25 protein-coding genes are annotated in these 25,577 nt (G+C 64.5%); 4 read left to right on the plus strand and 21 right to left on the minus strand.

Features of this window, described 5'->3' with window-relative positions:
* Window positions 1–245: 245 nt before the first annotated feature.
* From NLM33_RS31915 to soxX, 9 genes are all read right to left on the minus strand, one after another.
* The gene (locus tag NLM33_RS31915) at window positions 246–401 is read right to left on the minus strand and encodes a hypothetical protein (RefSeq protein WP_254102160.1); all 156 of its coding nucleotides are present in this window, start codon (window positions 399–401) and stop codon (window positions 246–248) included.
* 103 nt (window positions 402–504) lie between these two features.
* Window positions 505–1,545: an MBL fold metallo-hydrolase gene (locus tag NLM33_RS31920; RefSeq protein WP_254102161.1), complete on the minus strand. Its 1,041-nt coding sequence runs from the start codon at window positions 1,543–1,545 to the stop codon at window positions 505–507.
* 185 nt (window positions 1,546–1,730) lie between these two features.
* Window positions 1,731–2,189: a hypothetical protein gene (locus NLM33_RS31925; RefSeq protein WP_254102162.1), complete on the minus strand. Its 459-nt coding sequence runs from the start codon at window positions 2,187–2,189 to the stop codon at window positions 1,731–1,733.
* Window positions 2,186–3,934: a thiosulfohydrolase SoxB gene (soxB, locus tag NLM33_RS31930; protein WP_254102163.1), complete on the minus strand. Its 1,749-nt coding sequence runs from the start codon at window positions 3,932–3,934 to the stop codon at window positions 2,186–2,188. Before soxB ends, NLM33_RS31925 begins: the two co-directional genes overlap by 4 nt.
* A 57-nt stretch (window positions 3,935–3,991) precedes the next feature.
* Window positions 3,992–4,291, minus strand: a complete 300-nt coding sequence (locus NLM33_RS31935; protein WP_254106006.1) for a hypothetical protein — start codon at window positions 4,289–4,291, stop codon at window positions 3,992–3,994.
* A gap of 29 nt (window positions 4,292–4,320) precedes the next feature.
* The gene (soxA, locus tag NLM33_RS31940; protein ID WP_254102165.1) at window positions 4,321–5,184 is read right to left on the minus strand and encodes a sulfur oxidation c-type cytochrome SoxA; all 864 of its coding nucleotides are present in this window, start codon (window positions 5,182–5,184) and stop codon (window positions 4,321–4,323) included.
* A complete protein-coding gene (gene soxZ, locus NLM33_RS31945) occupies window positions 5,184–5,495 on the minus strand; it encodes a thiosulfate oxidation carrier complex protein SoxZ (protein ID WP_254102167.1) in 312 nt (103 codons plus the stop codon). Before soxZ ends, soxA begins: the two co-directional genes overlap by 1 nt.
* Window positions 5,496–5,507: 12 nt before the next feature.
* Window positions 5,508–5,999: a thiosulfate oxidation carrier protein SoxY gene (gene soxY, locus NLM33_RS31950; protein WP_254102169.1), complete on the minus strand. Its 492-nt coding sequence runs from the start codon at window positions 5,997–5,999 to the stop codon at window positions 5,508–5,510.
* Between the two features lie 50 nt (window positions 6,000–6,049).
* Window positions 6,050–6,346: a sulfur oxidation c-type cytochrome SoxX gene (soxX, locus tag NLM33_RS31955; protein ID WP_371930145.1), complete on the minus strand. Its 297-nt coding sequence runs from the start codon at window positions 6,344–6,346 to the stop codon at window positions 6,050–6,052.
* Between the two features lie 284 nt (window positions 6,347–6,630).
* Here soxX and NLM33_RS31960 point away from each other — a divergent pair, with 284 nt between their 5' ends.
* On the plus strand, window positions 6,631–7,305 hold the full coding sequence (locus NLM33_RS31960; RefSeq protein WP_254102173.1) for a DUF938 domain-containing protein: 675 nt from the start codon (window positions 6,631–6,633) through the stop codon (window positions 7,303–7,305).
* 12 nt (window positions 7,306–7,317) lie between these two features.
* Here the strand turns inward: NLM33_RS31960 and NLM33_RS31965 are convergent, their stop codons facing one another.
* Entirely contained in the window at window positions 7,318–9,390 is a 2,073-nt protein-coding gene (locus NLM33_RS31965; RefSeq protein WP_254102175.1) for a prolyl oligopeptidase family protein, read from the minus strand.
* A gap of 201 nt (window positions 9,391–9,591) precedes the next feature.
* On the opposite strand from NLM33_RS31965, the gene NLM33_RS31970 reads away from it, so the two are divergent.
* Window positions 9,592–10,839 carry an MFS transporter gene (locus NLM33_RS31970; protein WP_254102177.1) on the plus strand — a complete coding sequence of 416 codons (1,248 nt, stop codon included), beginning with the start codon at window positions 9,592–9,594 and terminating at the stop codon, window positions 10,837–10,839.
* A 132-nt stretch (window positions 10,840–10,971) separates the two neighbouring features.
* Here the strand turns inward: NLM33_RS31970 and NLM33_RS31975 are convergent, their stop codons facing one another.
* Both NLM33_RS31975 and NLM33_RS31980 read right to left on the minus strand, forming a co-directional pair.
* Window positions 10,972–11,466, minus strand: coding sequence for a VOC family protein (locus NLM33_RS31975; RefSeq protein WP_254102179.1), 495 nt, complete (start codon window positions 11,464–11,466; stop codon window positions 10,972–10,974).
* 90 nt (window positions 11,467–11,556) lie between these two features.
* The gene (locus tag NLM33_RS31980) at window positions 11,557–12,102 is read right to left on the minus strand and encodes a carboxymuconolactone decarboxylase family protein (RefSeq protein WP_254102181.1); all 546 of its coding nucleotides are present in this window, start codon (window positions 12,100–12,102) and stop codon (window positions 11,557–11,559) included.
* A gap of 157 nt (window positions 12,103–12,259) precedes the next feature.
* Between NLM33_RS31980 and NLM33_RS31985 the strand changes: the two genes are divergently transcribed.
* Together NLM33_RS31985 and NLM33_RS31990 are read left to right on the plus strand one after the other, a co-directional pair.
* Window positions 12,260–13,474: an acyl-CoA dehydrogenase family protein gene (locus NLM33_RS31985; RefSeq protein ID WP_254102183.1), complete on the plus strand. Its 1,215-nt coding sequence runs from the start codon at window positions 12,260–12,262 to the stop codon at window positions 13,472–13,474.
* A gap of 139 nt (window positions 13,475–13,613) precedes the next feature.
* Entirely contained in the window at window positions 13,614–14,753 is a 1,140-nt protein-coding gene (locus NLM33_RS31990; protein ID WP_254102185.1) for an acyl-CoA dehydrogenase family protein, read from the plus strand.
* 256 nt (window positions 14,754–15,009) lie between these two features.
* Here NLM33_RS31990 and NLM33_RS31995 read toward each other — a convergent pair whose 3' ends face one another.
* The 9 genes from NLM33_RS31995 to NLM33_RS32035 form a co-directional block, all read right to left on the minus strand.
* Complete coding sequence (locus NLM33_RS31995) at window positions 15,010–16,047, minus strand: amino acid ABC transporter substrate-binding protein (RefSeq protein ID WP_254102187.1); 1,038 nt, start codon at window positions 16,045–16,047, stop codon at window positions 15,010–15,012.
* Window positions 16,048–16,182: 135 nt separating this feature from the next.
* Window positions 16,183–16,776 (minus strand): L,D-transpeptidase, encoded by a 594-nt coding sequence (locus tag NLM33_RS32000; RefSeq protein ID WP_254102189.1) that lies wholly within the window; start codon window positions 16,774–16,776, stop codon window positions 16,183–16,185.
* A gap of 354 nt (window positions 16,777–17,130) precedes the next feature.
* Entirely contained in the window at window positions 17,131–18,117 is a 987-nt protein-coding gene (locus tag NLM33_RS32005; protein ID WP_254102191.1) for a hypothetical protein, read from the minus strand.
* Window positions 18,118–18,220: 103 nt separating this feature from the next.
* Complete coding sequence (locus NLM33_RS32010; protein WP_254102193.1) at window positions 18,221–18,784, minus strand: thioredoxin family protein; 564 nt, start codon at window positions 18,782–18,784, stop codon at window positions 18,221–18,223.
* A 27-nt stretch (window positions 18,785–18,811) separates the two neighbouring features.
* The gene (locus tag NLM33_RS32015; RefSeq protein WP_254102195.1) at window positions 18,812–19,510 is read right to left on the minus strand and encodes a cytochrome c biogenesis CcdA family protein; all 699 of its coding nucleotides are present in this window, start codon (window positions 19,508–19,510) and stop codon (window positions 18,812–18,814) included.
* A gap of 492 nt (window positions 19,511–20,002) precedes the next feature.
* Entirely contained in the window at window positions 20,003–20,614 is a 612-nt protein-coding gene (locus tag NLM33_RS32020; RefSeq protein ID WP_254102197.1) for a sigma-70 family RNA polymerase sigma factor, read from the minus strand.
* Window positions 20,615–21,017: 403 nt separating this feature from the next.
* A complete protein-coding gene (locus NLM33_RS32025) occupies window positions 21,018–21,755 on the minus strand; it encodes a response regulator (RefSeq protein WP_254102199.1) in 738 nt (245 codons plus the stop codon).
* Between the two features lie 24 nt (window positions 21,756–21,779).
* A complete protein-coding gene (locus tag NLM33_RS32030; protein WP_254102201.1) occupies window positions 21,780–23,528 on the minus strand; it encodes a DUF3369 domain-containing protein in 1,749 nt (582 codons plus the stop codon).
* On the minus strand, window positions 23,498–25,573 hold the full coding sequence (locus tag NLM33_RS32035; RefSeq protein ID WP_254102203.1) for an ATP-binding protein: 2,076 nt from the start codon (window positions 25,571–25,573) through the stop codon (window positions 23,498–23,500). Before NLM33_RS32035 ends, NLM33_RS32030 begins: the two co-directional genes overlap by 31 nt.
* Between the last annotated feature and the right edge of the window lie 4 nt (window positions 25,574–25,577).

Raw genomic sequence — 25,577 nt, forward strand, 5'->3', positions numbered from 1 at the left:
CGTGAGCGGTTATTTGTCCATGAATGCCGGCGCATGGCAGGTAGTGCGGGCACAATGCATCCCACAGTCGTCCTGGCGAAGGCCAGTGCCCATTACCACAGGGCGTAGTTTGATGGGGATCGTTGCTCGGTACTGCGACCAATCACAATTGAGGGATCACGCGGTATGGGTCCTGGCTTTCGCCAGGACGACATTGGCGAGCGTTGCGCTAGCGTGCCGTCAAACGCGAGCAGCCCACCGCCTCCTCACAGTGGCTCGTCATCCGTGCCGTCGCGGTCGCGTTTGGGGGTGGCGATGTCGCCGTCTTCGTCATCGTCGTCGGTGTCGCGCGGTGGCTGCGGCTTTTTTGGGGTGTCCTCCGCCTTCTTCGGCGGCGGGGTCTTGTTGCCGGCCTTGGCCATGACCTTCTCCGAATAGTGATGCGCCATACATGTTAGCCGGATCGGGACCGATTTTCTTGACCTCTCTCAAACGCGAGGCGCAAGCATCACGGCCCGAATGCGGTCACACCCGTACCACCGGCCCACCCGCCTTCTTCCAGGCGTCGATGCCGCCGGCGATATGCGCGGTGTTGGCGAGCCCGGCCTGTTTCGCGGCGGCAACCGCCATCGCCGAGCGCTCGCCGAAGGCGCAGAAGAACAGCACGCGGCGGCCGGTGGCAGCGGCCACCTCGCGCAACATGCCGCCGGGCTTCAGGCTCTCCTCGATCGACGGATAGGGCGCATGCAGCGCGCCCTCGAGCATGCCGTGCTTGGCGCGCTCATTGCTCTCGCGCAGATCGACCAGGAGGATATCGGGCCGGCCGAGCGCGCGGATCGCGTCGACAGCGCTCAGCGCGCGGCCTTCCTTCTCTAGTTCCTCCTGATGCAGGCCGACATGCATGTTGGCCGGCACCGCCACATCCATCATCTTCGGATTGGGCAGCTTCAGGTTGGCCATCAGCTCGATATATTCGTCGACCGAGCGCACCTGAAGGCGGGGATTGTAGCGCTTCTCCTCGCCGATGGTGGAGACGGTGTCGCCCTTGTAGTCATGCGCGGGGAACACCAGCGTCTCCTCCGGCAGCTTGAGCAGGCGATTGAAGATCGAGTCGTATTGGGCGCGCGAAGAGCCGTTCTGGAAGTCGGTGCGGCCGGTGCCGCGGATCAGCAGCGTGTCGCCGGTGAAGACGCGGTCGCCCATGAGATAAGAGTAGGAATCGTCGGTGTGGCCAGGCGTGTACATCACGTCGAGCGACATGCCCTCGATCGTCACCTTGTCGCCGTCGGAGACCCGCATTGCCACGACGTCGGCTTTGCTCTGGTCGCCCATGATGGTCATGCAGTGGGTGCGGTCGCGCAGCTCGCCGAGCCCGGTGACGTGGTCGGCATGCAGGTGAGTGTCGACCGCCTTGACCAGCTTGAGGTCGAGCTCGCGCAGCAATTGACAGTAGCGGTCGACCTTCTCCAGCACGGGATCGAGGATCAGCGCCTCGCCGCCGGCGCGGCTGGCCAACAGGTAGCTGTAGGTCCCGGAAACGCTGTCGAACAATTGGCGAAAGATCATGGCAGACCCCGGCGTAGCTGATTTCAAATCATACTACGTCGGCGCCACAAAAGAGAAGTAATTCACTGCGTTGTGAGGTAAATTTAGAAGATTATTGCTGCGACTGATGTGGTGAAGGCGACGGATCTCTCTGCTGTCATTCCGGGCTCGGCCCGGCGGACCGCCCCGGAGTGACGAGAGCGCCGTTACGGCCGCACCAGCGTGTAGCCATTCTCGGTCAGGAACAGGATCTGCCCGACCCCGACCTGCACGGGCGTTGCGGAAGGGATGAAATCCGGCCGCCGGCCGCTCTCCCGCTCGATCGTGTCGACGGTGTTGAGGCAGATATCGAAGCGAACGCCCTGTGCGATCAGGCTCTCGACCTGCTTACGATGGTCGTTGGCGCTGAGCAGGAGGTCGATGCCCGGACCGAACGCCACCACCTCGATCGCGACCTTGTCGGGGTCATAGGCTTTCAGGAGATTGTTGGCGACGCTGAGCACCAGCGCCTGCTTCTTGGTATCGCCGTCGGAGAGCTGGAGCACGATCTTGTGCTCGGCAAACGGCTTGTCCTGCAGGGGCACCTGCTGCGCAAAGGCGGGCAGCACCAAAGCCCAAGCGACCAGCGCCAACAGCATCGCGCGAAGATTTGGCGAACCCGTCATCCCTGTCCTGCAATTCCCGGATTGTCCTCGACGCCCCTGAGCGCGACGCTGGAGCTTTTGTTCTCCGGCATCCGGCCCGAGCGCAGGTATTTGGCGACCACGTCCCAGACAGGCGCGCCTTGCTGTGGGTTGACCGACGCCCAGCCCGCGACCTTGTAACGCCTGTCAGCCTCAACCGGCTTGCCGCTGTCGAGCGTGAGCGCGGAGATGCGGCTGCCGATCGCGGCTGTCGGCGTGCAGGTGTAATTGAGCCCGCCGGCGCGTACCATATCGCCGCCCTGCTGGTGGTAGGGATCGGCGTTGAAGAGGTTGTCGCAGATGTCCTCCAGCACGTCCCTGATCTGGGCCCCCAGCATCTCCTGCACATAGGTCTCGGGATAGGAGATCGCGGTCTCCGCCAGCACATCCTCGAGCGTGAGCGGCTGGCCGGCGAGCGCAGTGACGCCCCAGCGGAAGCCCGGCGACAGCGCGATCTCGGCATCGAGCTCGTGGCGCAGCGCCGCGCAGATGAGCTCATCCATGGGGCCGGAAAAATTGCCGCGGCGATAGAGCAGGCGATCGGGCGTTGCGATCTTCTCCGACCAGTCGGCCACGTGCGGCGCGCGCACCTTGCCGATCAGCTCGGCCATCGCGGGATCCGGCTTCAACAGCTCGGAATAGACCGGCAGCAGATGGTAGCGGACATCGCTCACCTTGCCCTTCGCGAGCTGGAGATCGAGCACGGCGAGAAATTTTCCGTTCGAGCCGGCATTGCTGACGAGCGTCGTGCCGCTTGCATTCTTCACGGCGATCGGTTGCGGGACGGCGTCATGGGTGTGGCCGCCGAGGATGACGTCGATGCCGGTGACGCGGCTCGCAAGCTTCAGATCGACGTCCATGCCGTTGTGCGACAGCAGGATCACCGCATCGACCTTGTCGTTGCCGCGCAAGCCGTCGACGAGCTTCTGCAGCTCCTCCTCGCGGATGCCAAAGGTCCAATCCGGCGTGAAACGCTTGGGATGCGCGATCGGCACATAGGGAAAGGCCTGGCCGATGATCGCGATGCGATGGCCGCCGAGCTCCCTGATGGTCGATGGCTTGAACACGCGCCCCGTCGCCTTGTCGAAGGCGCGCGCGTCGTTGAACGCGGCCTCCTCGGTCAGGAAGACATTCTGCGCCAGAAACTCGCCCTTGAAGCGCTCGAGATTGTCGCGCAGCGCCTGCTCGCCATAGGTGAATTCCCAATGGCCGGTCATGGCCTCGATGCCGAGCAGGTTCGCCACCTCGACCATGTCGCGGCCCTGCATGGTGTTGGCAAGCCCCGTGCCCTGCCAGAGGTCGCCGCCGTCGAGCAGCAGCGAATGCTGCTCGCCGACGTCGTTGCGTAAGCGCTCAATCAGCGTCTTCAGATGCGCAAAGCCGCCGAGCCTGCCGAAGCGGGCCGCGGACTTCTCGAACTCGAAGCAGGTGAAGGCATAGGCGTCCGCGCTGTCGGGCCGGATGCCGAAACGCTCGAGGAAGGCGCGGCCGACCAGATGCGGCGGCCGTCCCGCCATTTCCCCGATGCCAATATTGACGCTGGGCTCGCGGAAATAGACCGGGTTGAGCTGCGCATGCGTATCGGTGATGTGCAGGATGCGCGCATTGCCGAAGCGTTCGAGGTCGTAGATGCTGGTGGTGTCGGCGCCGCGCGCAAGCCGCGGCAGCCCGGCCGTGACGGCGGCAGCGCCTGCGGCTCTCAGGAAATCGCGGCGGCGGATGGTCATCCCAAATTCTCCGCCCCTTAAAGAAGAAGATCGTCCAACAGTTCCACGAGAGCCAGTCTAGCGGATTTCCATCGCCTTCCAGGCTTCTTTTTCCGACGTCGCCTGGAAGATCGAGGCCTTCGCCAGCGCTTCGGCCTCCTTGGCGGCGGCGACCGCACGGTCGAAATCGCCGCCATCGCCGGCCTTCTTCGCCGCGGCGAGAGTCGACACGGTCGGGGTCCACTGGTTGCGCAAGCCGGCCGCTTCCTTGCTGGCAGCTTCCGCCGCAGCATAGGCCGCCTTGTAATCGGCTTCGCTCGCCGCGCGCGCCGGCACTGCCGCAACCGTCAGCAGCAACACGAGTGCCAGTGATCGCATTCCGATCATCGTCGTGCTCATCGTCATGCTCATGGCCGCGCTCCCGGGCCGGAAATCGGCAAGCCGTTGGCGACGTAGGACAGGAAATATTCGACGTCGCGGTACTCGTCGGACTGCGGTTCCAGTGGAACCGCGCGGGTCTGGCTGTTGCAGGTGATGAAGCGGCGGCTGGTCGTGCCCATGCCGCTCCATTCCGAGCGGTAGATCGGCATCGCGTTCAGAATGCCGAGCGCCGGCGCCAGCACTTCCGCGCGGATGCGCTCGCCCGGGCTCTGCACATGGCAGCTCGCGCAGGAGAAGTTCATCTGCCCGCGCCGCGTGTAGAAATAGCGCTTGCCGTTCTCGTAAGCCTCGAGCGCGCGCGGATCGTCGGGGATCTTGATGTCCATCAGCTTGCCGCGCGAGGTAAACGCCATGTAGGCGGTCAGCGAGGCCATCTCGTCCTTGACGTAGGAGTAGGGCGCTTCCCCATTGGCCTCGCGGCAGCGGTTGAGCGCGAGCTCGAGCGTGACGACCTTGCCTTCCTTCTCGTCGAAATAAGGATAGTTCTGGCGGATGCCGACGCCGCCGTTCGGGAAGCAGTCGGCGTAAGTCCTGCCGTTCTTGAACGGGGTCGCAAACATCTCCTTGCCGGCGTCAAGCGCGAACTCGTAAGGTGGAAACTCCTCCTTCTCCTGCCACTGCCGCTTCATGTCCTCGTTCATGGAATAAGGACCGTTGACGAAATCCTCGTGCTTCACGTTCGGGAATTTCTGGAAGAAGAAGTTCTGGAACGCCTTGGCCTCAGCCGCGGGATCGATCTTGTCGGCAGCGATCACGCGCTGCGCGGTGAAGCCGAGCGCCGCAAGCGCGACGAGCGCAGAGCCGAGCCAGATTGCGGAGCGCGCCTTCATCACGAGATCTTCGCGGTGGTCGTGTCCGACGCACCTTTGTTGTCGGTCCATGAGATCTTGAGGTCGTCGCCCTTCTTGGCCCCCTTGAAGCTGAACTTGACGTACGGGTCTTTCGAGACCGCGGGGCCCCAATCGGCGACGAAAACGTCCTTGCCGTTACATTCGAACTTCAGCTCCTGGATGAAATGCGCCGGAATCAATTCGCCCTTGGCGTCCTTGACGAAACCGGAATCCATCGGGTGCTGGATCAGCGCCTGCACCTCGGTGATGTCTCCGTTGGAGGTTGCGCGCACGCGAATGCTTGATGCCATCGGACTTTTCTCCTAGCCGCCGCAACCGCCGACGGTGACCTTGACCTCTTTGGTCGCGCTGAAGAGCTTGCCGTCGGACTCCACGATCGCAACCACGTTGGTGGTCTTTGCCATCTTCAAACGGTTGGCGACGCTCGGGACCGTGCCGTCCGGAATCTTGTAGCTTGCGGCGAGCGCGTTCGGGTTCTCGGCGACGAAGAACGAGATCGAGGTCACCTTGTCGAGCGTCGTCGTCACCGAGATCGGCACCACGCCGCCGTTCTCGGCGATCTCGGGCGCGTCCAGCTTGATCTTGTCCGACGGCTCGGCGGTCTTGCCATAGAGCGCCTTGATCGCGTCGGCTTCGCTCTTCTGCTTGAATGCCTCTTCCGGATATTTGTCGTTGGCCGCGGCGTGCGCGGGCGCGCTCGCGAACGGCAGATTGCCGAGGCCGATCAGCGCAACGGAGGCCGCGCCTTGCAGGATCAGGCGCCGCGTCGTGAGAAGGCCGGTCGTTGCACTCATCGTGGTCTCCTGGTCGATCGCCTCAGCGATCCCTTAAGGTATCGGCGCCGTTACAGGGTCTGGAGGAAATCAACGATCGCGTTGATCTCCTGTTCGGTCAGCAACCGGTTGCGTCCGAACGGCGGCATCATGGTCTGCGGGTTGCGCTTGGTCTCGTCGAAGAGGATCGCGACAAGCTCGTTGCGGTCGGGGTATTTCGCCTTGATGTCCTTCAGCTCGGGCCCGATCGTGCCGGGCAGGTCGCCGCCCCTGATGACGTGGCAGGTCAGGCAATTGCCCTTGCCGCGGTCGAAGGCGAGCTTCTGCCCTTCGGCTGCGGATTGGGCGCGCGCCGGCGCAGCAGCCATCGCGGCGAGAGCGGCCAGGATGAAGAGCAGGGCGGGCTTCCGGGGAAAGGCGGTCAAGGCGTCGGTCCGAGGCGTTATGTCGATGTTTGCATTCGCGAAATATAGTGCTCAAAGCACAAAGGGCACCGCCTGACAATCGCGACTATGCTGGTCGCAAATCGGAGTTAAGATCTTCCGCGTTGCAACCAAAGAGACTATTTGTTCGGCAGTTTCGGCCCTGACGGGCCAGTGATTTTGGGGCCAGTGGCGTTTTTATCTCGTTCTCGTTTTCCCGGGAGCCTCAATTGGCTGAATATGTCGTCGAATTTGGCAGGGACGGCGGGCGGGTCGAGCCCGATGGGCGGCTCGATGCACCGGCGTTCCATCGCAATCACGAGGCGATCTGGGCAGCGCTGGAGAAGCACCTGGCCGGCCGCCTCGGCGATGTGGTCGAGGTCGGCAGTGGAACCGGCCAGCATGTGGTCCACTTCGCCCGCCATACGCCTGATCTCGTCTGGTGGCCGAGCGACCTCAACCAGCGGCATCTGAAGAGCATCGAGGCCTGGCGCGTCCATTCCGGTCTGCCAAACGTCCGCCCGCCGCTGCGGGTCGATCTGTCCAATCCCGACTGGTGCCCGGAGATGAAGAGCGGCGAGGGGCCGCAAGATCTCGCGGCGGTGTTTTGCGCCAACGTCATCCACATCGCACCGTGGAACGTCGCCGAGGGGCTGTTCGCCGGCGCCGGCCGTTATTTGCGGCCCGGCGGAACGCTGTTCCTCTACGGTCCCTTCAAGCGCGAGGGCAAGCACACCGCGCTCAGCAACGCCGTATTCGACACCACCTTGCGCGAAGGCAACGCGGAATGGGGCGTGCGCGATCTCGCCGACGTCGAGAAGCTCGCACAATATGCGGGCCTGCGCCTCATCGATCTCATCGACATGCCCGCGAACAATCTGACGCTGGTGTTTGCGAAGGCCTGAGGCGCTGCGTCGCTACCCCTCGCCGTCGTGCCAGCCGATCCTGCTTTTCAGGAATTCAAAGCCCAGCACCTGGAAGCCGGCGCGCTCCTTGTTGTCCTTGCCGTAGCCATGGCCACCCGCGGCCGGCTCGTAGAAATAAGCCTCATAGCCCATGGCCTGAAGCTTTGCGGCCATCTTGCGCGCGTGTCCGGGATGGACGCGATCGTCCCGCCGCGTCGTCGCGATCAGGATCGGCGGATAGGGCTGGCCGGGCTTTGCGGCGTGATAGGCCGAATAGGTCTTCAGCCACTCCCACTCCTCAGGCTCGTCGGGGTCGCCATATTCCGCGATCCAGCTCGCGCCCGCGAGCAGCTTTGTGTAGCGGCGCATGTCGATCAGCGGGATCGTGCAGAACAGCGCGCCGAATCGTTCGGGGTAGCGCGTCAGCATGTTGGTGATGAGGATGCCCCCGTTCGATCCACCTTGCGCGGCGATGCGCTTCGCCTGCGTCACGCCACGCCGCACGAGATCGGCGGCGACCGCCGCGAAATCATCATGCGACAGCCGCTTGCCGGCGTACCGGCCGGCATCGTGCCAGCGCGTGCCGAACTCGCCGCCGCCGCGCAAATTCGCCTGCACGGTGGTGCCGCCGCGCTCCAGCCACAGCTTGCCGAGCGACGGATTGTAGTAAGGCTTCACCGCATGGCCGAAGCCGCCATAGGCGCTCATATAGACCGGCGCATCGCCGGTCGCGCGCGCCGGCCCGGTCTGCACATAGGGAATGCGCTCGCCGTCGATCGAGATCGCCTCGTGCTGAGTCACGACGAGCCCGTCCGCGGTGAAGGTTTTGGGCGCCTGCTTGAGCACGGTCGGACTGGCGACGCCAGACTCGATCAGCATCAGCGATGGCGGCGTGAGCGGATCCTGGACATTGGCGAGCAGGTCGCCATTGCTTTCAGATTCATGATGATCGAAGCGCCAGACGTCGACCACGCCGATGTCGGGCAGCCCGCGCAGCGTCTCACGGCTCCAGCCCGCGGCTGATGGCGTGCAGATTTCGAAGACCGGCCGCAGCTCGTCGAGGATGCTGAGGAGGAGCTTGCCGGCGGCCCATGAAAATCCCTGCAATGCGCGGCGCGGGCTAGGCGCGAACACGACGGTGAAATTGCGATCGCCGGCGAGGAAGGCCGATAGCGAAATGCCGAGCACGGTGTCCGGAGCCTGGGTTACTCCGCCGACTGTCCAGGCCGTGCGCAGCTTGATCGCGAACCAGTCCTGATGGATTTGTAGCCAGATGTCGGAGGGAAGATCGAGCTTCACGGTCGCACCACGCTCGGTGCCGAGCCAGATGTCGAAGTTGAAGAAGTCCAGCCGGTCGATGAACCAGACGCGCGGCGTCTCGCCGGTCCGGTCGACGTCGCAATAGGCGCTCATCCGATCGGGTGTGGTCTCGAACACCACGGCCGCCTGCTCAACAGGCTCGCCACGCCGCCACAGCCGTACCGTCCTCGCATAGCCCGAGCTTGTCGCCATACTCTCGCCGAGTGCACTGGATAGCAGCACCGTATCGGCATCGACCCACGCGGCGCCGCCCTTGGCTTCCGGCAGCGCGAAGCCGCCTGCGACAAAGCTCTTCGTGCTCAGATCGAATTCGCGCAAGGTTACGGCATCGCTGCCGCCGCGCGACAGACTCAGGATCGTCTGCGGGGCATCGCCGGGCAGCGAGCTCGACCAGTTCAGCAGCCAGTCCTCGCCTTCATCAGCCGCGAGCGCGTCGATGTCGAGCAGGGTCTCCCAGGATGGATCGGGCTTGCGAAACTCATCCATCGTGGTCCGCCGCCACAGGCCGCGCGGATGGTTCACGTCCTTCCAGAGATTGTAGAGGAGGCCGTCGCTGCGCCCGACATAGGGAATGTTATCCGGCCGGTCGTAGATCGCCGCGAGCGTATCGCTGTCGCGCGCGAATGCCGGGCCGCCGAAAGTCTCCAGCGTCAGGCGATTCTGCCGCTCGACGAAATCGAGCGCGCGCTCGCCTTCGACGTCTTCCAGCCAGAGATACGGATCGTCGTCGGGAGCGGTCAGCGTGGGCCTGTCGTCAACGGGCATGAATCCGAACTCCAGAGCGAACTTGCAAGGTGAACTTGCAGGTCTGACTTGATCGAGCGCAAGGCTTTGATAGCGCGGCCTGCTAGTTGCTGTCCAATTGCGCCCTCGGCATGGCTTGCGCTCGTTTGCGCCGGTTGTCCGCCCCGGCGCACCCCTCCATAGTGCCGCAGAATCAACAAGCGCCGCCGGGCGGACATGCCGATGATCGATGTGACTTTAGCCGATGAGACAGCCGACGACGCTCGCGTGCGTGCCAATGTGGTGCGTCTTGCGGCGGCGCAGGCGCTGACCGGCGCCAATTCGGCCGTGATCTTCGCCACCGGCTCGATCGTCGGCGCGACGCTCGCGCCCGACATGTCGCTCGCGACCGTGCCGCTGTCGATGTATGTGCTCGGCCTTGCCGCCGGCACGCTGCCGACCGGTGCGATTTCGCGCCGCTTCGGTCGCCGCATGGCCTTCATCGTCGGCACCGCCTGCGGCACGCTCACGGGCCTCGTCGGCTCGCTCGCGATCCTCAACGGCTCGTTCGCGCTGTTTTGCGTCGCGACCTTCCTCGGCGGTCTCTATGGCTCCGTTGCGCAATCCTATCGCTTCGCGGCCGCCGACGGCGCCAGCGCGGCGTTCCGGCCCAAGGCGGTGTCCTGGGTGATGGCGGGCGGCGTGTTCGCCGGCGTGCTCGGTCCGCAGCTCGTGCAATGGACCATGGACGTCTGGCCGCCCTATCTGTTCGCCTTCAGCTTCGTGGTGCAGGCGGCGGTGGCGCTGATCGCGATGGGCATCGTTGCCGGCGTCGACATGCCGAAGCCGGCGGCTGCCGATCTACACGGCGGACGGCCGCTGCTGCGCATCGTGCGGCAGCCGCGCTTCATTGCAGCGGCACTGTGCGGCGTCATCGCCTATCCCATGATGAACCTGGTGATGACCTCGGCGCCGCTTGCCATGAAGCTCTGCGGCCTCAGTGTCAGCGATTCCAATTTCGGCATTCAATGGCACATCGTCGCCATGTACGGCCCGAGCTTCTTCACGGGCGCCTTGATCGCGCGCTTCGGCGCGCCGAAAATCGTCGCCACCGGCCTTTTGCTGGAGGCGGGCGCCGCAGCGATCGGCCTCTCCGGCATCACCGCGATGCATTTCTGGGCGACGCTGATCGTGCTTGGCGTGGGCTGGAATTTCTCCTTCATCGGCGCCTCTGCGCTGGTGCTGGAGACGCACCGCCCGAACGAACGCAACAAGGTGCAGGCGTTCAACGATTTCCTGGTGTTCGGCATGATGGCGATCGGCTCGTTCTCATCGGGCCAGTTGCTCGCGAATTACGGCTGGTCGGCGGTGAACATGGTGGTGTTCCCGCCGGTGCTGCTGGGCCTCGCCGTCCTCTCGTTCGCCTCCTGGGCGCGCCGCCGCAAGGCGCGGCTGGAAGCCGCAATGGGCGAGTTTCCCGACGCGATTTGACGGAGCGCTGCTGAGTTCTTCCCGCAGGGGCAGAATCGTAGGGTGGGCAAAGGCGCAGAGCGCCGTGCCCACCATCTCTCAACCATTCCGACAGAAGTGGTGGGCACGCTTCGCTTTGCCCACGCTACGAAATCACGCCTCGCGCTGCTTCAGCAAGTCCTCGAGATCCAGCCGCCGCGTAAACATCGCAAGCTTGCCGTCCGGCGTGAGCGGCCATTGCTCTTTCGGCCGGTCCCAATAGAGTTCGACGCCGTTCTCGTCGGGATCGCGCAGATAGAGCGCCTCGGACACGCCGTGGTCGCTCGCACCGTCCAGCGCGATGCCGGCCGAGAGCACGCGATACAGCGCATCGGCCAGTGCCGGCCGCGTCGGATAGAGGATCGCGGTGTGATAGAGCCCAGTCGTGCCCTGCGGCGGCGGCGAGCCGCCTTTGCTCTCCCAGGTATTGAGGCCGATGTGATGGTGATAGCCTCCGGCGGAGATGAAGGCCGCGCCAGAGCCCATGCGCTGCATCAGCTCAAAGCCGAGCACACCGCAATAGAAGCCGAGCGCACGGTCGAGATCGGCGACCTTGAGGTGAACGTGGCCGATGCGGGTGCCGGGATTGACGGCTGGATTTGGCGACATGCTGCTGCTCCGTTTCTCCGCCCCACATAGGGACTGCTGCGAGACAGTGGAACTGGCCTATCCCGAAACTCAGCGTTTCCGGATCGGCAATTAGCTCAGCTCCGACACCTCGCCCTCCGGCAGGCCGAACTCAAAGCTGTTCAGGGTCATCGACACCAGCGTGTAGTAGCCGCACAGGCCGATCACCTCGACGAGCCCGCGCTCGCCGAGCAGCGCGACGGCCTCGTCGTAGAGGCCCTTCGCCAGCCCATGGGCCTCATGCAGCGATTTTGCGACGTCGTAGATCATCTTGCCCCTGGGATCGTCGAACTCCGGCGTGCGGCGGTCGCGGATCGCGTCGATAATCTCTGGCTTCATGCCGCCCTGAAGGGCCAGGCGCTTATGCGCGTACCATTCGTAATGCGAGGTCCAGTGCCGCGCCGTCACGAGAATTGCGATCTCCGAGAGCTTTGCGGGAAATACGGTGTTGAAGCGCATGACCTCGCCGAGCCGCGTCGCGTGGCGCGCCATCTCCGGGCTGTTGAGCCAGGCCATCATCGGCGCCGGCGGCTTGCCGCGTTTTCCGGCAATCGCCTCGTCATAGGTCTGCCGCTGGTCGTCGCTCATTTCGCCAGGCGAAAGTAGTTTTAGGCGCATCGTCGTTTCCTCTGTCTTTTCAAGCTTCGCCGTGACGGCAAGTATGCCCGATGACGAACAGTGTGAGTAGCCGGAGCGTGCGGAATAGGTTGAATTCCGCGGTGCGATGGCCCAGAGTCATCAGCAACAAGCTGACCTTGATGGACGGAAGCGACTTATGACTGACTCCAAAGCGCCGGATTTTGAATCAACCGAGCTCGAAACATTCCGCAACGAGACCCGTGCCTGGCTGGAAGCCAACTGCCCGCCGGAGATGCGCAAGCCCGCGGCCTCCGATGCCGACGTGTTCTGGGGTGGGCGTAACACGAAATTCTCGTCCGAACCGCAGCGGGTCTGGTTCGAGCGCATGCGCGACAAGGGCTGGACCGTGCCGGACTGGCCGAAGGAATATGGCGGTGGCGGCCTAAGCGCCGCCGAGCACAAGGTGCTGCGTAGCGAGATGGCAAAGATCGGCGCGCGGCCGCCACTGTCGAGCTTTGGCATCTGGATGCTCGGGCCCGCACTGCTGAAATACGGCAACGAGGCGCAGAAGAAGGAGCACCTGCCGAAGATCGCGGCGGGCCTGATCCGCTGGTGCCAGGGTTATTCCGAGCCCAATGCCGGGTCCGATCTCGCTTCGCTCCAGACCCGCGCGGAGAGCGACGGCGACGATTTCGTCATCACCGGCCAGAAGATCTGGACGTCTTACGCCAACTATGCCGACTGGATCTTCTGCCTGGTGCGCACCGATCCCGCGGCGAAGAAGCACGATGGCATCAGCTTCATTCTGTTCGACATGACCTCGAAGGGGGTCTCGACCAAGCCGATTTTGCTGATCTCCGGCTACTCGCCGTTCTGCGAGACCTTCTTCGACAATGTCCGCGTGCCGAAATCGCACGTCGTCGGCACGGTCAACCGCGGCTGGGACGTCGCAAAATATCTGTTGCAGCACGAGCGCGCGATGATCTCGGGCATGGGCGAGCGCGGCGTCGGCCGTCCGCTCGGCCAGATCGCCGCTGATGCGGTCGGCACCGATGCGCAGGGCAAGCTCGACGATGCGATGCTGCGCGGCCAGATCGCGAGCTTCGATGTCGACGAAGCGGCGCTTGCAGCCTGCGCCGAGCGCGCGGTCGATCTCGCCAAGGCCGGGCAGGCGCATCCGGCGTTCTCCTCCGCGATGAAATATTACGGCACCGAGCTCAACAAGCGCCGCTACGAGATCCTGATGTCGGCCGGCGGCGTCGACGCGCTGGAATGGGAGAGCGAGCGTTCCAAACAAGGCGCCCGCCCGCGCGCCTGGCTGCGCACCAAGGCCAACTCGATCGAGGGCGGTACCACCGAAGTGATGCTCGGCATCGTCGCCAAGCGCATCCTCGATCTGCCGGGGGCTTAAGAGAAGTCCTCGTCCTGAGGAGCGGCCGCAAGGCCGCGTCTCGAAGGACGGCCTCATGGTTCGAGACGGCGCTGACGCGCCTCCTCACCATGAGGGTCATCACCGAATCCAGTCGAACAGCACTTTGTTGGAGCCCACCATGGCCCTCGTCCTCACCGAAGAACAATCGATGCTCCGCGACTCCGCGCGCGGGCTGATCAGCGACAAGGCGCCGGTGTCGCATCTGCGGCATTTGCGCGACGCCAAGGATCCGACCGGCTTCTCCAAGGAGCTCTGGCAATCCTTCGCCGAGATGGGCTTTGCCGGCCTCTTGGTGCCGGAAGAGTTCGGCGGCAGCGGTCTCGGCTGCATCGAAGCCGGAATCGTCATGGAGGAGATCGGCCGCACGCTGATGCCGTCGCCGTTCCTGGCGACCAGCGTGGTCGCAGCGTCCGCGCTCACGCGGGGCGGCAATGCGGCGCAGAAGGCGGAATTCTTGCCGAAAGTATCCAACGGCTCGCTGCTCGCGACGCTTGCGGTCGATGAGGGCGCCAAGCACCGGCCGCTCCAGACCAATCTGCAAGCCGTCCGCGCCGGCAACGGCTTCAAGCTCTCCGGCGCCAAGGCGCTGGTCGTCGACGGCCATGTCGCCGACTTGTTCATCGTCGCGGCGCGCACGGCAGGCTCCGCCGGCGAGCGCGAGGGGCTGACGCTGTTCCTGGTCAATCCTGCGGCCAAGGGCGTTGCCGTCGAGCGCACCATCATGGTCGACGCGCATAATGCGGCGCGCATCGAGTTCAACAATGTCGAGGTCAATGCCGACAGCGTGCTCGGCGAGGTCGATCAGGGCGCAGGCCTGCTCGACGGCGTGCTCGATATCGGCCGCGGCGCGGTCGCCTCCGAAATGGTGGGCCTGAGCGAAGAGGTGTTCGGCCGCACCGTCGAGTATCTGAAGCAGCGCAAGCAGTTCGGCAAGCTGATCGGCGAATTCCAGGCGCTGCAGCACCGCGCAGCCGAGCTCTATGTTGACATCGAGATCACCCGCGCCGCGGTCATGAAGGCGATGCAGGCGCTCGATGCCGACGTCGCCAAGGCCGCATCAGCGGTCGCGGTCGCCAAGGCGCGCGCCGGCACCACCGCGACGCGCGCTGTGCAGGAAGGCGTGCAGATGCATGGCGGCATGGGCATGACCGACCAGTTCGACATCGGCTTCTTCATGAAGCGCGCCCGGGTCTGCCAGGAATTGTTCGGCGACGCGAACTACCATGCCGAGCAGCTCGCGCGGGCGAGGGGGTATTGAGCTCCATCCCCTCATGGTGAGGAGGCGCGAAGCGCCGTCTCGAACCATGAAGGCCCGGCTCTCGCATCTCGGCCTCCATCCTTCGAGACGCGCGTTCCGCGCTCCTCAGGATGAGGGGAGGGAGCGGCACTTGTGTGTGAGGGGTCACGCCCTCAACCCCGTCATTCCGGGGCGACGCGAAGCGTCGAACCCGGAATCCGGAGATTGTTGAGCGAGATTCCGGGTTCGCGCTCGCGCGCGCCCCGGAATGACGTCGCTACCGCATCGGCGGCGCGTATTGCACGCCACCCGCGTTCCAGAGCTGGTTCATGCCGCGCGGGATCTTCAGCTTGGATTTCTCGCCGATATTGCGCTCATACATCTCGCCGTAATTGCCGACGTGGCGGATGATGCGCACGGCCCAGTCCTTGGTCAGCCCAAGCTGCTCGCCGTAATTGCCCTCGGTGCCGACCAGGCGCATTACTTCGGGCTTCTTCGATTTCAAGGCTTCGTCGATGTTCTCCGAGGTGATGCCGAGCTCCTCGGCGTTGATCATGGCGTAGAGCGTCCACTTCACGATCATCATCCAGTCGTCGTCGCGCTGGCGCACGACGGGCGCGAGCGGCTCCTTGGAGATCATGTCCGGCAGGATCATGTGGTCGCCGGGCTTGGAAAGGTTGAGCCGCAGCGCGTAGAGCTGGGAGACGTCCGCGGTCAGCGTGTCGCACTTGCCGCTGTCATAGGCTTTGACGACGTCCTCGAGCTTGTCGAACTTCACCTCTTCATACTTCATGTTGTTGGCGCGGAAGTAGTCGGTGAGGTTGAGCAGCGTCGTGGTGCCGGACTGCACGCAGACCTTGCTGCCGTTCAGGTCCAGCGCGGTCTCCTTGTTGCGCGAGCGGGGCAGCATGAACCCTTCGCCGTCGTAATAGGCGACCGCCGGGAAATAGAGGTCATAGTCGAGCTCGCGCGCCATGCTCCAGGTCGAGTTGCGCGAGAGGATGTCGACCTTCCGGCTCTGCAATTCCTTGAAGCGCTCGCTGGCGTCGAGCGGAATGAACTTGGCCTTGCTCGGATCGTTGAAGATGGCCGCCGCCACCGCGCGGCAGAAATCGACGTCGAATCCGGTCCAGTTGCCCTTGTCGTCGGGGATCGAGAAGCCCGGCAGGCCCTTGTTGACGCCGCAGAAGACCTCGCCGCGCCGGACCGTGCGCTTCAGCGTGCGGGTGTCGTACATCTCATAGACAACGGCCAAGGCGCCGACCAGGACGGCGACTGCGAGCCCGATCAGCAGGCCGCCTCGAAAAGTGCGCATGATTTGTCTCTCTCGAAATAATCGGGACGAAAAGGAAGTGTCGCGAAGGCGGGAAGCATGATCCGGACCCGGAGGGCCGCGCTAGCGCAAAGTGCGAAGCGGTTTTCCGAGAAGATCATGCTCAAACGATAGACTCTAGAGTTCGGGCTTCTGCCGGATGACCACCTTGGTGCCGACCGGGACGCGATCGTAGAGATCGGCGACGTCATTGTTGACGAGGCGGAAGCAACCCGACGACACCTTGGTGCCGATCGTGTCGGGACGGTTGGTGCCATGGATGCGGTAGACGGTGGTGCCGAGATACATGGCGCGGGCGCCGAGCGGATTGCCGGGGCCGCCGGCCATGAAGCGCGGCAGATAGGGTTGGCGCTGGATCATCTCAGGCGGCGGCGTCCAGTCCGGCCACTCCTTCTTGTTGGTGATGTTCACGAGCCCCTGCCACTGGAAACCGTCGCGGCCGACGCCGATGCCGTAGCGGATCGCGCGCCCGCCGGGCTGCACCAGATAAAGGTGCCGCTCGTTGGTCGAGATGATGATGGTGCCCGGCGCTTCGGTCGTGCGGTAGTAGACGACCTGCTTCTGCCATTCCGGATCGAGCTGGTAGGAATCGTCCGCGATCAGGCCCGGCTCGTCGCCGCGGTCGGGCTGCTGGGCGGAGGCGTAGGAGGTGGAGACGATCAGGCCGAGCGTGGCGATCAACATCCCGGTCAGGCGACGAAAATCCGTCATTTCAAGCTCTCCCCGCTGCCACAGCGCAAATCATTCCGAACCATCAAAACTCAGGGGCAGCTTCATGGCAAGTTAATGGCACGCCCGGCTGGTATGTCACTAGGATGCTTCGGTTTTTTGACATGCCTCAACGCCACGAACAGGGGGCATGGCGCGAAAAGCCCAGATTGCCGCCGCGGCGGCGGTCCGCTCCCTCTCCCGCTTGCGGGAGAGGGGTGGGGAGAGGGTGTCTCCGCAATGGGACACCCCCGATGTGGCGAGAGCCCTCACCCGCGCCTTCGGCGCGACCTCTCCCGCAAGCGGGAGAGGTTAAGCGAGCCCGCGGCCAAATCACCCGACCCAACAGGCATCGAGTCAGATCCGGTTGTTCTCAGGCCCTATTCCGAGCCGCCGGACGATCTCAGTGCCCACGGCGCGCGCCTCTTGCCGCGAGCCGATGCGGGGGCTGCGAAACTTCTGTCCGGATCGCAATCTGATCGCGACGATGCAGTGCTCGTCCTCGGATCGACCGCGGCGCTCGACCGTGATCGCCTCGACGTCGCGGCCCTCGATATGGTCGGCGCGCAAGCTGCCGTCGCCCGACAGGCGTTCAACGCGCACGTCGCCTTGCCGGATGATCCAGAAGGCGCCGGTCACGAGATTGGCATATCTGTGGACGGCGAACGCGGCGATCGCGCCAAGCGGCAGCAGCATGATGTCGACCAGGCCGGGCGACAGACCTCGCCAGAGCTTGTAGGCGTAGGGAACAGCGGACAGTCCGGCGACGATCAATGCGACGATCCTGATGTCCCGGCTGGAGAACGGCTCGACGGGCTCGCCGAGATGCATCTCGGGATTGGCGGCATCGAGCGGATTGACCGGGGCCTCGACGTTGGGAACGCCGAACTGCGCGGCGATCCGCGCAACGGTGTCGCGGACATGCGTGACGTCGGAGATGGGCGGGGACGTCAGGCGCTCCCCCGACACAAGCGTGAAGGCGAGCTGAAAGCGCGTCGCGGACGCCTTGCGTCCTTGAACCTGTCCCTGGACCTGAAGTTGCGAGATGTCATCTTTCGCGACGATCCGGGTGCGGAGCCGGCCGAACGGGCGCTGCCTGCCGATCAGGATTTCATTCGGCGTGATGATCCACACCACCGCCGGTGCGAGCATGATTCCGCCGATGAACGCCGCTCCGAGGAGCAGCGCGACCACGGAGATGATCACTTCCAGGGTATCGTGCGTGAACAGGCCCGGCGTGAAGCAGAGGGCTACAGCGGCCGCGAAGCCGGCGATCACCAGCCGCTGCGCAATCGAGGAGCCTTCACGAAGGCGGATGTCGTTATTGGTGGTCGCGTCGTCCATTTCGGGCGGTCGATTCCGTCGGCACGAAACTCCACGGACGCATCCGTGGAGTCAAGCAACAACGGCGGCATTCCAAAACCAGCCTCGTAATGTCCGCGCGGGATCAGCTACTGGCATTGAGCAGGCGAGCGACCGTGCGGTCGATCTCGTCATAGCGGCCCTCGCCGGCATGCTCGAACACGATGCGGCCGGACTGGTCGATGATGTATTGCGCCGGCCAATACTGGTTGCGGTAGGCATTCCAGGTCCGGGAGTCGTTGTCCTGCGCCACCGGATAAGTGATGCCGTGACGCTTCAGCGCGGCCTGGACGTTGGCGGCCGAGCGCTCGAACGGAAATTCCGGCGTGTGGACGCCGACCACGACCAGGCCCTTGTCCCTGTACTTGGCGTAGAGCTCGGTGACATGCGGCAGCGTGTTGACGCAGTTGACGCAGCCATAGGTCCAGAAATCCACCAGCACGACCTTGCCACGGAGATCGGCGAGGCTCAGCGGCTTCGAGTTGAACCAGTTGCTGATGCCGGTGAAGTCCGGCGCGGTCTCCTGGCTTGCGGCGGCAGTGACCATCGGCACGGGGCGCGTAGCCTCATCGCAGATGCCGGGGATGACGGCGCCGGTCAGGACGAAGCCGATCAGCGCGGCGGATACGGCGAGCAGTCTTGGGGTCATGAGCTTCCTCCGATGGGACGCAGGCAATTACAGGCCGATCTGCCCGGTGGGATAGAATCCGGTGAGCCACGCCACGATCAGCGTGTCGTATTGGAAGTAGGCGGCCAGCGCGAAAGCGATCACGACGATGCCAAAGGCCTGCTGCAGGCGCGGCGAGATGCGCGCGATGCTGGTTACGCGCGTGGTCACGGCCTGTCCGCCATAGGCAATCGCGAGCATCGGCAGCGCCGCGCCGATCGCGTAGGCGATCAGCAGCGTGCCGGCCCAGGCGAGGTTCTTCGAGGTCGCAACGAGGGTGAGGATCGAGCCGAGCACGGGCCCAGCACAAGGCGTCCAGACCAGGCCAAGCGTGGTGCCGAGCACCAGCCCGCCAAGCGCGCCCTCGCGCTGCGCGTGTTGCGAACCGCCCAAATCAAGCCAGCCATGAAGCCGGATCGACAGCCACTCGAACGGCGTCGGCCATAGCATCAAGAGGCCGAAGCCGAGCAGGAGAACGGCGGCCGCCGAACGCAGCACGTTCGGGTCGAAATCAAATAACCGCGTGATCGCGCCGAGCAGTAGCGCGGTTGCGGAAAACGAGATGACGAAACCCAGCGCGATCATCGCGGGCCGCAAGCGCCCGGGGCGGCCGATCGATGCGCCGAGCAGGATCGGCAACACCGGCAGCGTACAGGGCGCGGCGATGGTGAGGACGCCGGCAAGGACAGCAAAGATCAGGTCGAGCATCGCGGCACTCGTGAATGGGGGTCTCACGAGGCAGTTCGGGTCGGATGCTTCGATCGTTACGCAGCGTCACGCGTTCGTGACGGAGCGGTGCTGGCCGGGACGACGGTGCGCTCCCTCTCCCGCTTGCGGGGGAGGGCTGGGGTGGGGGTGTGTCTCCGCGGTGGATCCTCCCAAGAGGAATCGGCACTCCCCCAAGAGGAGAGAGCCCTCACCCGCCGCGCTCTGCGAGCGCGTCGGCCTCTCCCGCAAGCGGGAGAGGCGGAAGCGCGGCGAGAGCCCATCCTCCCAAATAAAAAACGACCCGGAGGCGGGCACACCGTCCGGGTCGTTGGAGGTCCTTGGGAGGTTTAAGCAAACCGTATGGAGCTTTATAGGGAGGAAGTTTTTCCGCCTGATGTTGTGGTTCGTTTCAATTGTTTCGTCGGCGGTAACGCTTTCGTGTCCCGGGAAAGGGCCATTTTACCGGTCCTATCCCTTTGAAATCACAAATCTTTAGGCGGCGAAGCGGTCGACGCCGGCACCCTTAAGCAAATCGGCGAGTTGCTTGCGGGCGTAGAACATCCGGGTCTTCACCGTGCTCTGGGGGATGCCGATGATCTGGCCGACCTCCTCCACCGATTTCTCGTGGTAGTAGACGAGGTTGATGATCTCGCGGTGCGCCGGCGACAGCTTTGCCACGCAGGCGCGCAGGATCGCGCTGGTGTCGTTGCGGTCGAGCGCGGTTTCCGGCGTGTCGTGCTCGTCCGGGATCTGGCGCACGTCTTCCTGGTCGATGTCCTCGAAGCGGCGCTGGCGCATCGCGGTCAGCGCCTTGAAGCGGGCGATCGAGAGCAGCCAGGTCGAGACCTGCGAGCGGCCCTGGAATTGGCTGGCGGTCCGCCACACGTCCAGGAAGACCTGGCTCACGAGGTCTTCGGCCGTGGTGGCGTCGCGCACGATGCGCAGGATGAAGCGGTACACCCGCACATTGTGACGGCAGTACAGCATGTGCATGGCCGTCCGGTTGCCGTCGGCAATGCTCTCCAGAAGCATTTCGTCCGATGTCGCCTGAGCGGCAATGATGCCCTGGCTGCCTTGGGCGTTGATGGCGACGACGTTCTGCATGACTGGCTCCCCGTAGCGCCGCAACCGAGCGGCGTTTCCTTGGATCAAAGTGTTAAAGAGCCAGCGTTTCGGGACGTCTGCGCGACAAGCGGAAAATGGTTTCGTGCGCCGCCAAATTGTTTCGTCGCGAGGCCAGCGACGAAACATTCGGAGCAAAAAAGCCAATTATTTCAACATACGGGATTTACGGGCGTGCGGACTTTGCGGGGATAGGAACGAATCTTTGGCTTCCGCGTTCGCCACCGCTCTAATCTCAATGTCGTCCTGGCGAAAGCCAGGACCCATCACCACAGGATTGGGTTTGGCGAAGACTCGGGATTACTCAGCCTCGCGCCGCAACTTCTCCCTGGGGTAATGGGTCCCGGCCCTTCGCCGGGACATCATAGCGATCTTTGATTGAAGCCTACGCCTTCTCGCCCGACGGCGAGAACAAATAGCCGCCGCCCCTGATGGTGCGGATCACGGCGGGCTTGGTCGGGTCGGGCTCGATCTTGCGGCGGATGCGCATGATGCGCAGATCGACCGCACGGTCGAACGCCTCGGCGTCGCGCGCATTGGCGAGCTCCAGGAGACGCTCGCGCGACAGCACGCGCTTCGGATTGGCCGCGAATACTTTCAGCAGCCCGAACTCGGATGCGGTCAGCGGATGCTCGTTGCCTTCGTCGTCGCGCAGCGCCTGCGCTTCGAGGTCGAGCCATTTGGTGCCGAAGCGCACGAGCTGATCCTTGTCGGATTTCGCCGCCGCCGTTTCCGCCGCCACCGCCTTCACCGGCGTGCTCCGCCGCAGCACCGATCGGATGCGCGCCATCAATTCCCTGAGCTCGCAGGGTTTGGCGACATAATCGTCGGCGCCGAGCTCGAGGCCCACGACACGGTCGATCGGGCTCGCGGTCGCCGTGAGCATGATCACCGGCACGTTGATGCGGCTCTTGAGGTCGCGGATGATCGACAGGCCGTCTTCCTCGGGCATGTTGAGATCGAGCACGACGAGATCGGGCATGCTGCCCTGGATCGCGGTGCGCAAGGACTTGCCGCCGTCGCACAGCGTCACGGTGAAGCCGTGCATCTTGAGGTAATCGCCGACCATTTCCCGGGCCGGGGCCTCGTCGTCGACGATCATGATGTGCTGGCTCTGGGTCATGTCATTCAGATCCTGGCACTCAAACTATGGCGTTTCGGTCGCGGGTAGCGTGATGGTGAAGGTCGCGCCCTTGCCGGGGCCGTCGCTCGCGGCGGTCACCTCGCCGCCATGCATGTCGATAATACGCTTGACGATGGAAAGCCCAAGTCCCGTCGAGCTTTCCCCGGCGGTCGGCTTGGCGGAAAGGCGCTGGAACCGGCCGAACAGGCGGCCCAAATCCTCCGGCGACAGGCCCGCGCCCTCGTCGTTGACGCGAATGACGGTGTCGTGGCCCTCATGCGTGACGGTCACGCTGATCTTGCCGCCGATCGGACTGTATTTGATGGCATTGCTGATCAAATTGTCGATCGCCTCGCGAATGCGGTCGGTGTCGCACATGGTGACGATGTTGGTCGGCGCATTGACGCTGATCGTCTGCTGCTTGTTGACGGCGAGCGGCTGGTTGGCCTCGGCGACCTCCTGCACCAGGGAAGCGACGTCGACCGGCTCGCGGCGGATCGTGATGTCGAAAGCGTCTGCCATCGCGTCCGAGATCAGGTGATCGACCATCGTGGTCAGGCGCTTGGTGGCGTCGCGGATGTGATCGACCTGGGCGATGACGCCGCCGCTCGAGGCACCCGTCGTGATCAGCTCCTTCAGCATCTCGGTGCGGCCGAGGATGACGCCGAGTGGATTCTTCAAATCGTGCGCGACGGTGCCGAGAATCTCGTTCTTGAAGCCGTTGGCGCGCTGGAGCCGCAGCCACTGCGCGGAAAGCCTTCGGTTGGCCTGCATCAGCGCGCGGGTGCGCTGGGCGACGCGGTCCTCGAGCTGGGTATTGGCGTCCTGGAGCTGCTGGTAGAGGATGACGTTGTCGAAGGCGATCGAGAGCCGGCTGGAGAAGATCTCGACCAGCGAGCGGTCGGTTTCCGAGAGGTCGCGCTCGGCCTGCAAGAGCACCACGACCTCGCGGCCGCTGCCGGTGCGCAAATAGATCACGCTGCGATGGTCGGCAAACTCGTTCTTGCGGCGCTGGAAGGCCGCTTCCACGAGCGTGCGCAGATCGGGGTCGAGCGCTTTCGAGGTGGTGGTGCCGATGAAGCGGCTGTAGCAGCCACTTCCCGCCAGCACCGACAGCTCCGCGCCCGCCGCTCCGCCATTGTCGCGCAGCACCAGTATACCGGCGCAGTCGACGTTGAGCAGCGAGGCGAGCTGGGTCAGCACGCCCTCGGCGAGCCGCTGCATCGACTTGAAGTCGTAGAGGGTGGAGGCGGCGTCGATGATGATCTCGAGCCCGCGCCTGGTCTGCAACATGCGCTCGAGCTGCTGATAGGAGCGCAGCGCCGCGGTCAGCGAGGTGAACAGCTTGTCGGCGGTGAGCTCGGTCTTCGCCTTGTAGTCGTTGATGTCGTACTGGACGATGACGCGCCGCTCCGGCGCCTGGCCCGGCTGGCCCGTGCGCAGGATGATGCGGACGGTCTCGTTCCGGACCTCGTTGCGGATGAATTCGACGAGCTCCAGCCCGGCGACATCCGTCTCCATGATGACATCGAGCAGCACGGCGGCGATGTCGTTGTGCTCGCGCATCAGCTTGCGGCCCTCGGCCGCCGAATAGGCCGAGAGGATCTCGAGGCCCTGGCCGTTCAGGCTGTAGTCCGAGAGCGCAAAGCGCGTGCCGTCATGCACGGCCGGGTCGTCGTCGATGACGGCGATCTTCCATTTCCGCGCAGTCGTATCCTCCGCCGTGGTGGCGGTGTCGTCGATCAGGTGGAGGACATCGTCCTGTTCGGCCATTGAGAAGTCCCGTCAGTCTCTGTGCTTTGCGCGCCGCCCTTGGCGACCCGGGGCATGATAATGCGAAAAGTGGTGCCTTGTCCCAGCTTGGATTCCAGCATCATCCGGCCGCCGAGCTGTTGGGTGACCAGGTTATAGACGATATGGAGGCCAAGACCCGTGCCGCCTTCATTGCGCCGGGTGGTAAAGAAAGGGTCAAAGGCCTGCCGCTGCACGTCCGGGCTCATGCCGGCGCCATCATCGGCAAAGCTGATCTCGATGTCATCAGACCCGCGCGGCCGTGCCGAGATCGAGATGGTGCCGGCGCGGCCGCCGGCGAAGGCGTGGTTGGCCGCGTTGAGGAACAGGTTGGTCAGGATCTGGCCATAGGAGCCGGGATAACCGTCGAGCAGCAGCCCTTCGGGCACGTCGACGTTGAGCGTGATCGGCGCGCGCTTCAGCACCGGGCGCAGGCTCGCGATGATCTGGTCGGTGGCCTCGCTGAGCGAAAACTGCCGCCGCTCGGCATGGGAGCGGTCGACCGCGACCTGCTTGAACGACTGGATCAATTCGCCGGCGCGCGTGAGGTTGGCGACGAGCTGCTGCGAGGCATCGCGCGAGGACTGCACGAATTCTTCCAGTTGCGAGCGGCGCAGGCCGCCATCGCCCTTCAGCTGCGCCTCGAAGATCTCGCTGCGTCGAGCGAAACTGGAAGCCACCGTGAGGCTGATGCCGATGGGGTTGTTGACCTCGTGGGCGACGCCGGCGACGAGGCCGCCGAGCGCGGCAAGCCGCTCGGCGTCGATCAGGTTCTGCTGCGCGGTATTGAGCTCGAGCAGCGCGCTCTCGGCCTTCTCCTTCGATGCCCGCAACTCGTCCTCGGTCTGGCGCTTGGCGATCGCGTTCTCGCGGAATACCTCCACCGCGCGGGCCATGGCGCCGACCTCGTCGCGCGCCTTGATGCCCTGCACCTCGCGGTCGAGATCGCCGATCGTGATCGCGCGCATCGCGGTCATGATCTGCTGCAGGGGCAGCCGGATCGACAGCGCGATCAGCACGCCGACGGTGAGGATGATGCCGAGGAAGATCACCGCGATCGACAGCACCCGGCGTGAGATGTCCGACAGCGTGCGGTCAAAGGTCTCCTGCGCCCGCTGTTCGCGCTGGCGCATCTTGGTCGAGAGGTCGTCGATGGCGCCGATCGCCTCGGCCTGGCTGGCGTCGATGGTGTTGCGCAAGAGCTCGGTGCGGCTCGTGAGCTGTTCGGAGAGGTTTGCAAAGCCCTCGCGCAGCGCGGCAGTGCGGGTGGCGAGCCGCTCCAGCGCCATGCGCTGGAGATCGTTGTCGGCGAGGTCCCTCATGACGGGGATGGTCTTCTCGATCGTCTCGGTGTTGCGGCGGGCGTCCTCGGCGGAGGCCGACGCGAGCGAGAGATAGTAGGAATTGGCCGCGACCAGCATGGCGGTGAAGGCTTCGCGGGACTTGCCGAGCGAGGGCCAGATCAGCGCGTCGCGATGGCCGGTGGCGCCTTCGATGATGGAATAGAGCCCGGCCATGTCCTTGGCGGGTCCCAGCACCTGGTCCTCATAGGTCTTGGCGATGGTCGCCTGCACGCTGCGCAATTCGCCAAAGCCGTTGAGGAAACGCTCGGTGGTGCGTTCGAGCTCCTCGACCGAGCCCGACAGCATCGGGTCCTTGGCGGCGCGGTTGGTCAGCGTGCCCAGCACGGCCTCGCGGAGCAGCAGGATCTCGGCGAACAGGTCCGGGCTCGGCTGGTTGATGTAGCGGTGGATGAGGTTTTGCAGGCGCCCGGTCTCGCTTTCGAGCAGCGCCAGAATCTTGTCGGACTCGCGCACCTGGCGGACGTCGTCCCAGGCGGAGGCCAGCACCTGCGCACCGTTCCAGATCATCGCCACCAGCACCACGACCACGGCGGAGTTCAGCGCCGCGATCGACAGGATGCGCCAGCGGATCGGGACGGCGCGCAGCACGCCGACGAGGCGGGCGCGCAAGCGTCCGACCGGGCCGGGCGGCCTTTCCTTGTCGCTGTGTCCAAGCGCTGCCAAGCGG

This window comes from Bradyrhizobium sp. CCGUVB1N3 (assembly GCF_024199925.1).
Classification (GTDB): domain Bacteria; phylum Pseudomonadota; class Alphaproteobacteria; order Rhizobiales; family Xanthobacteraceae; genus Bradyrhizobium.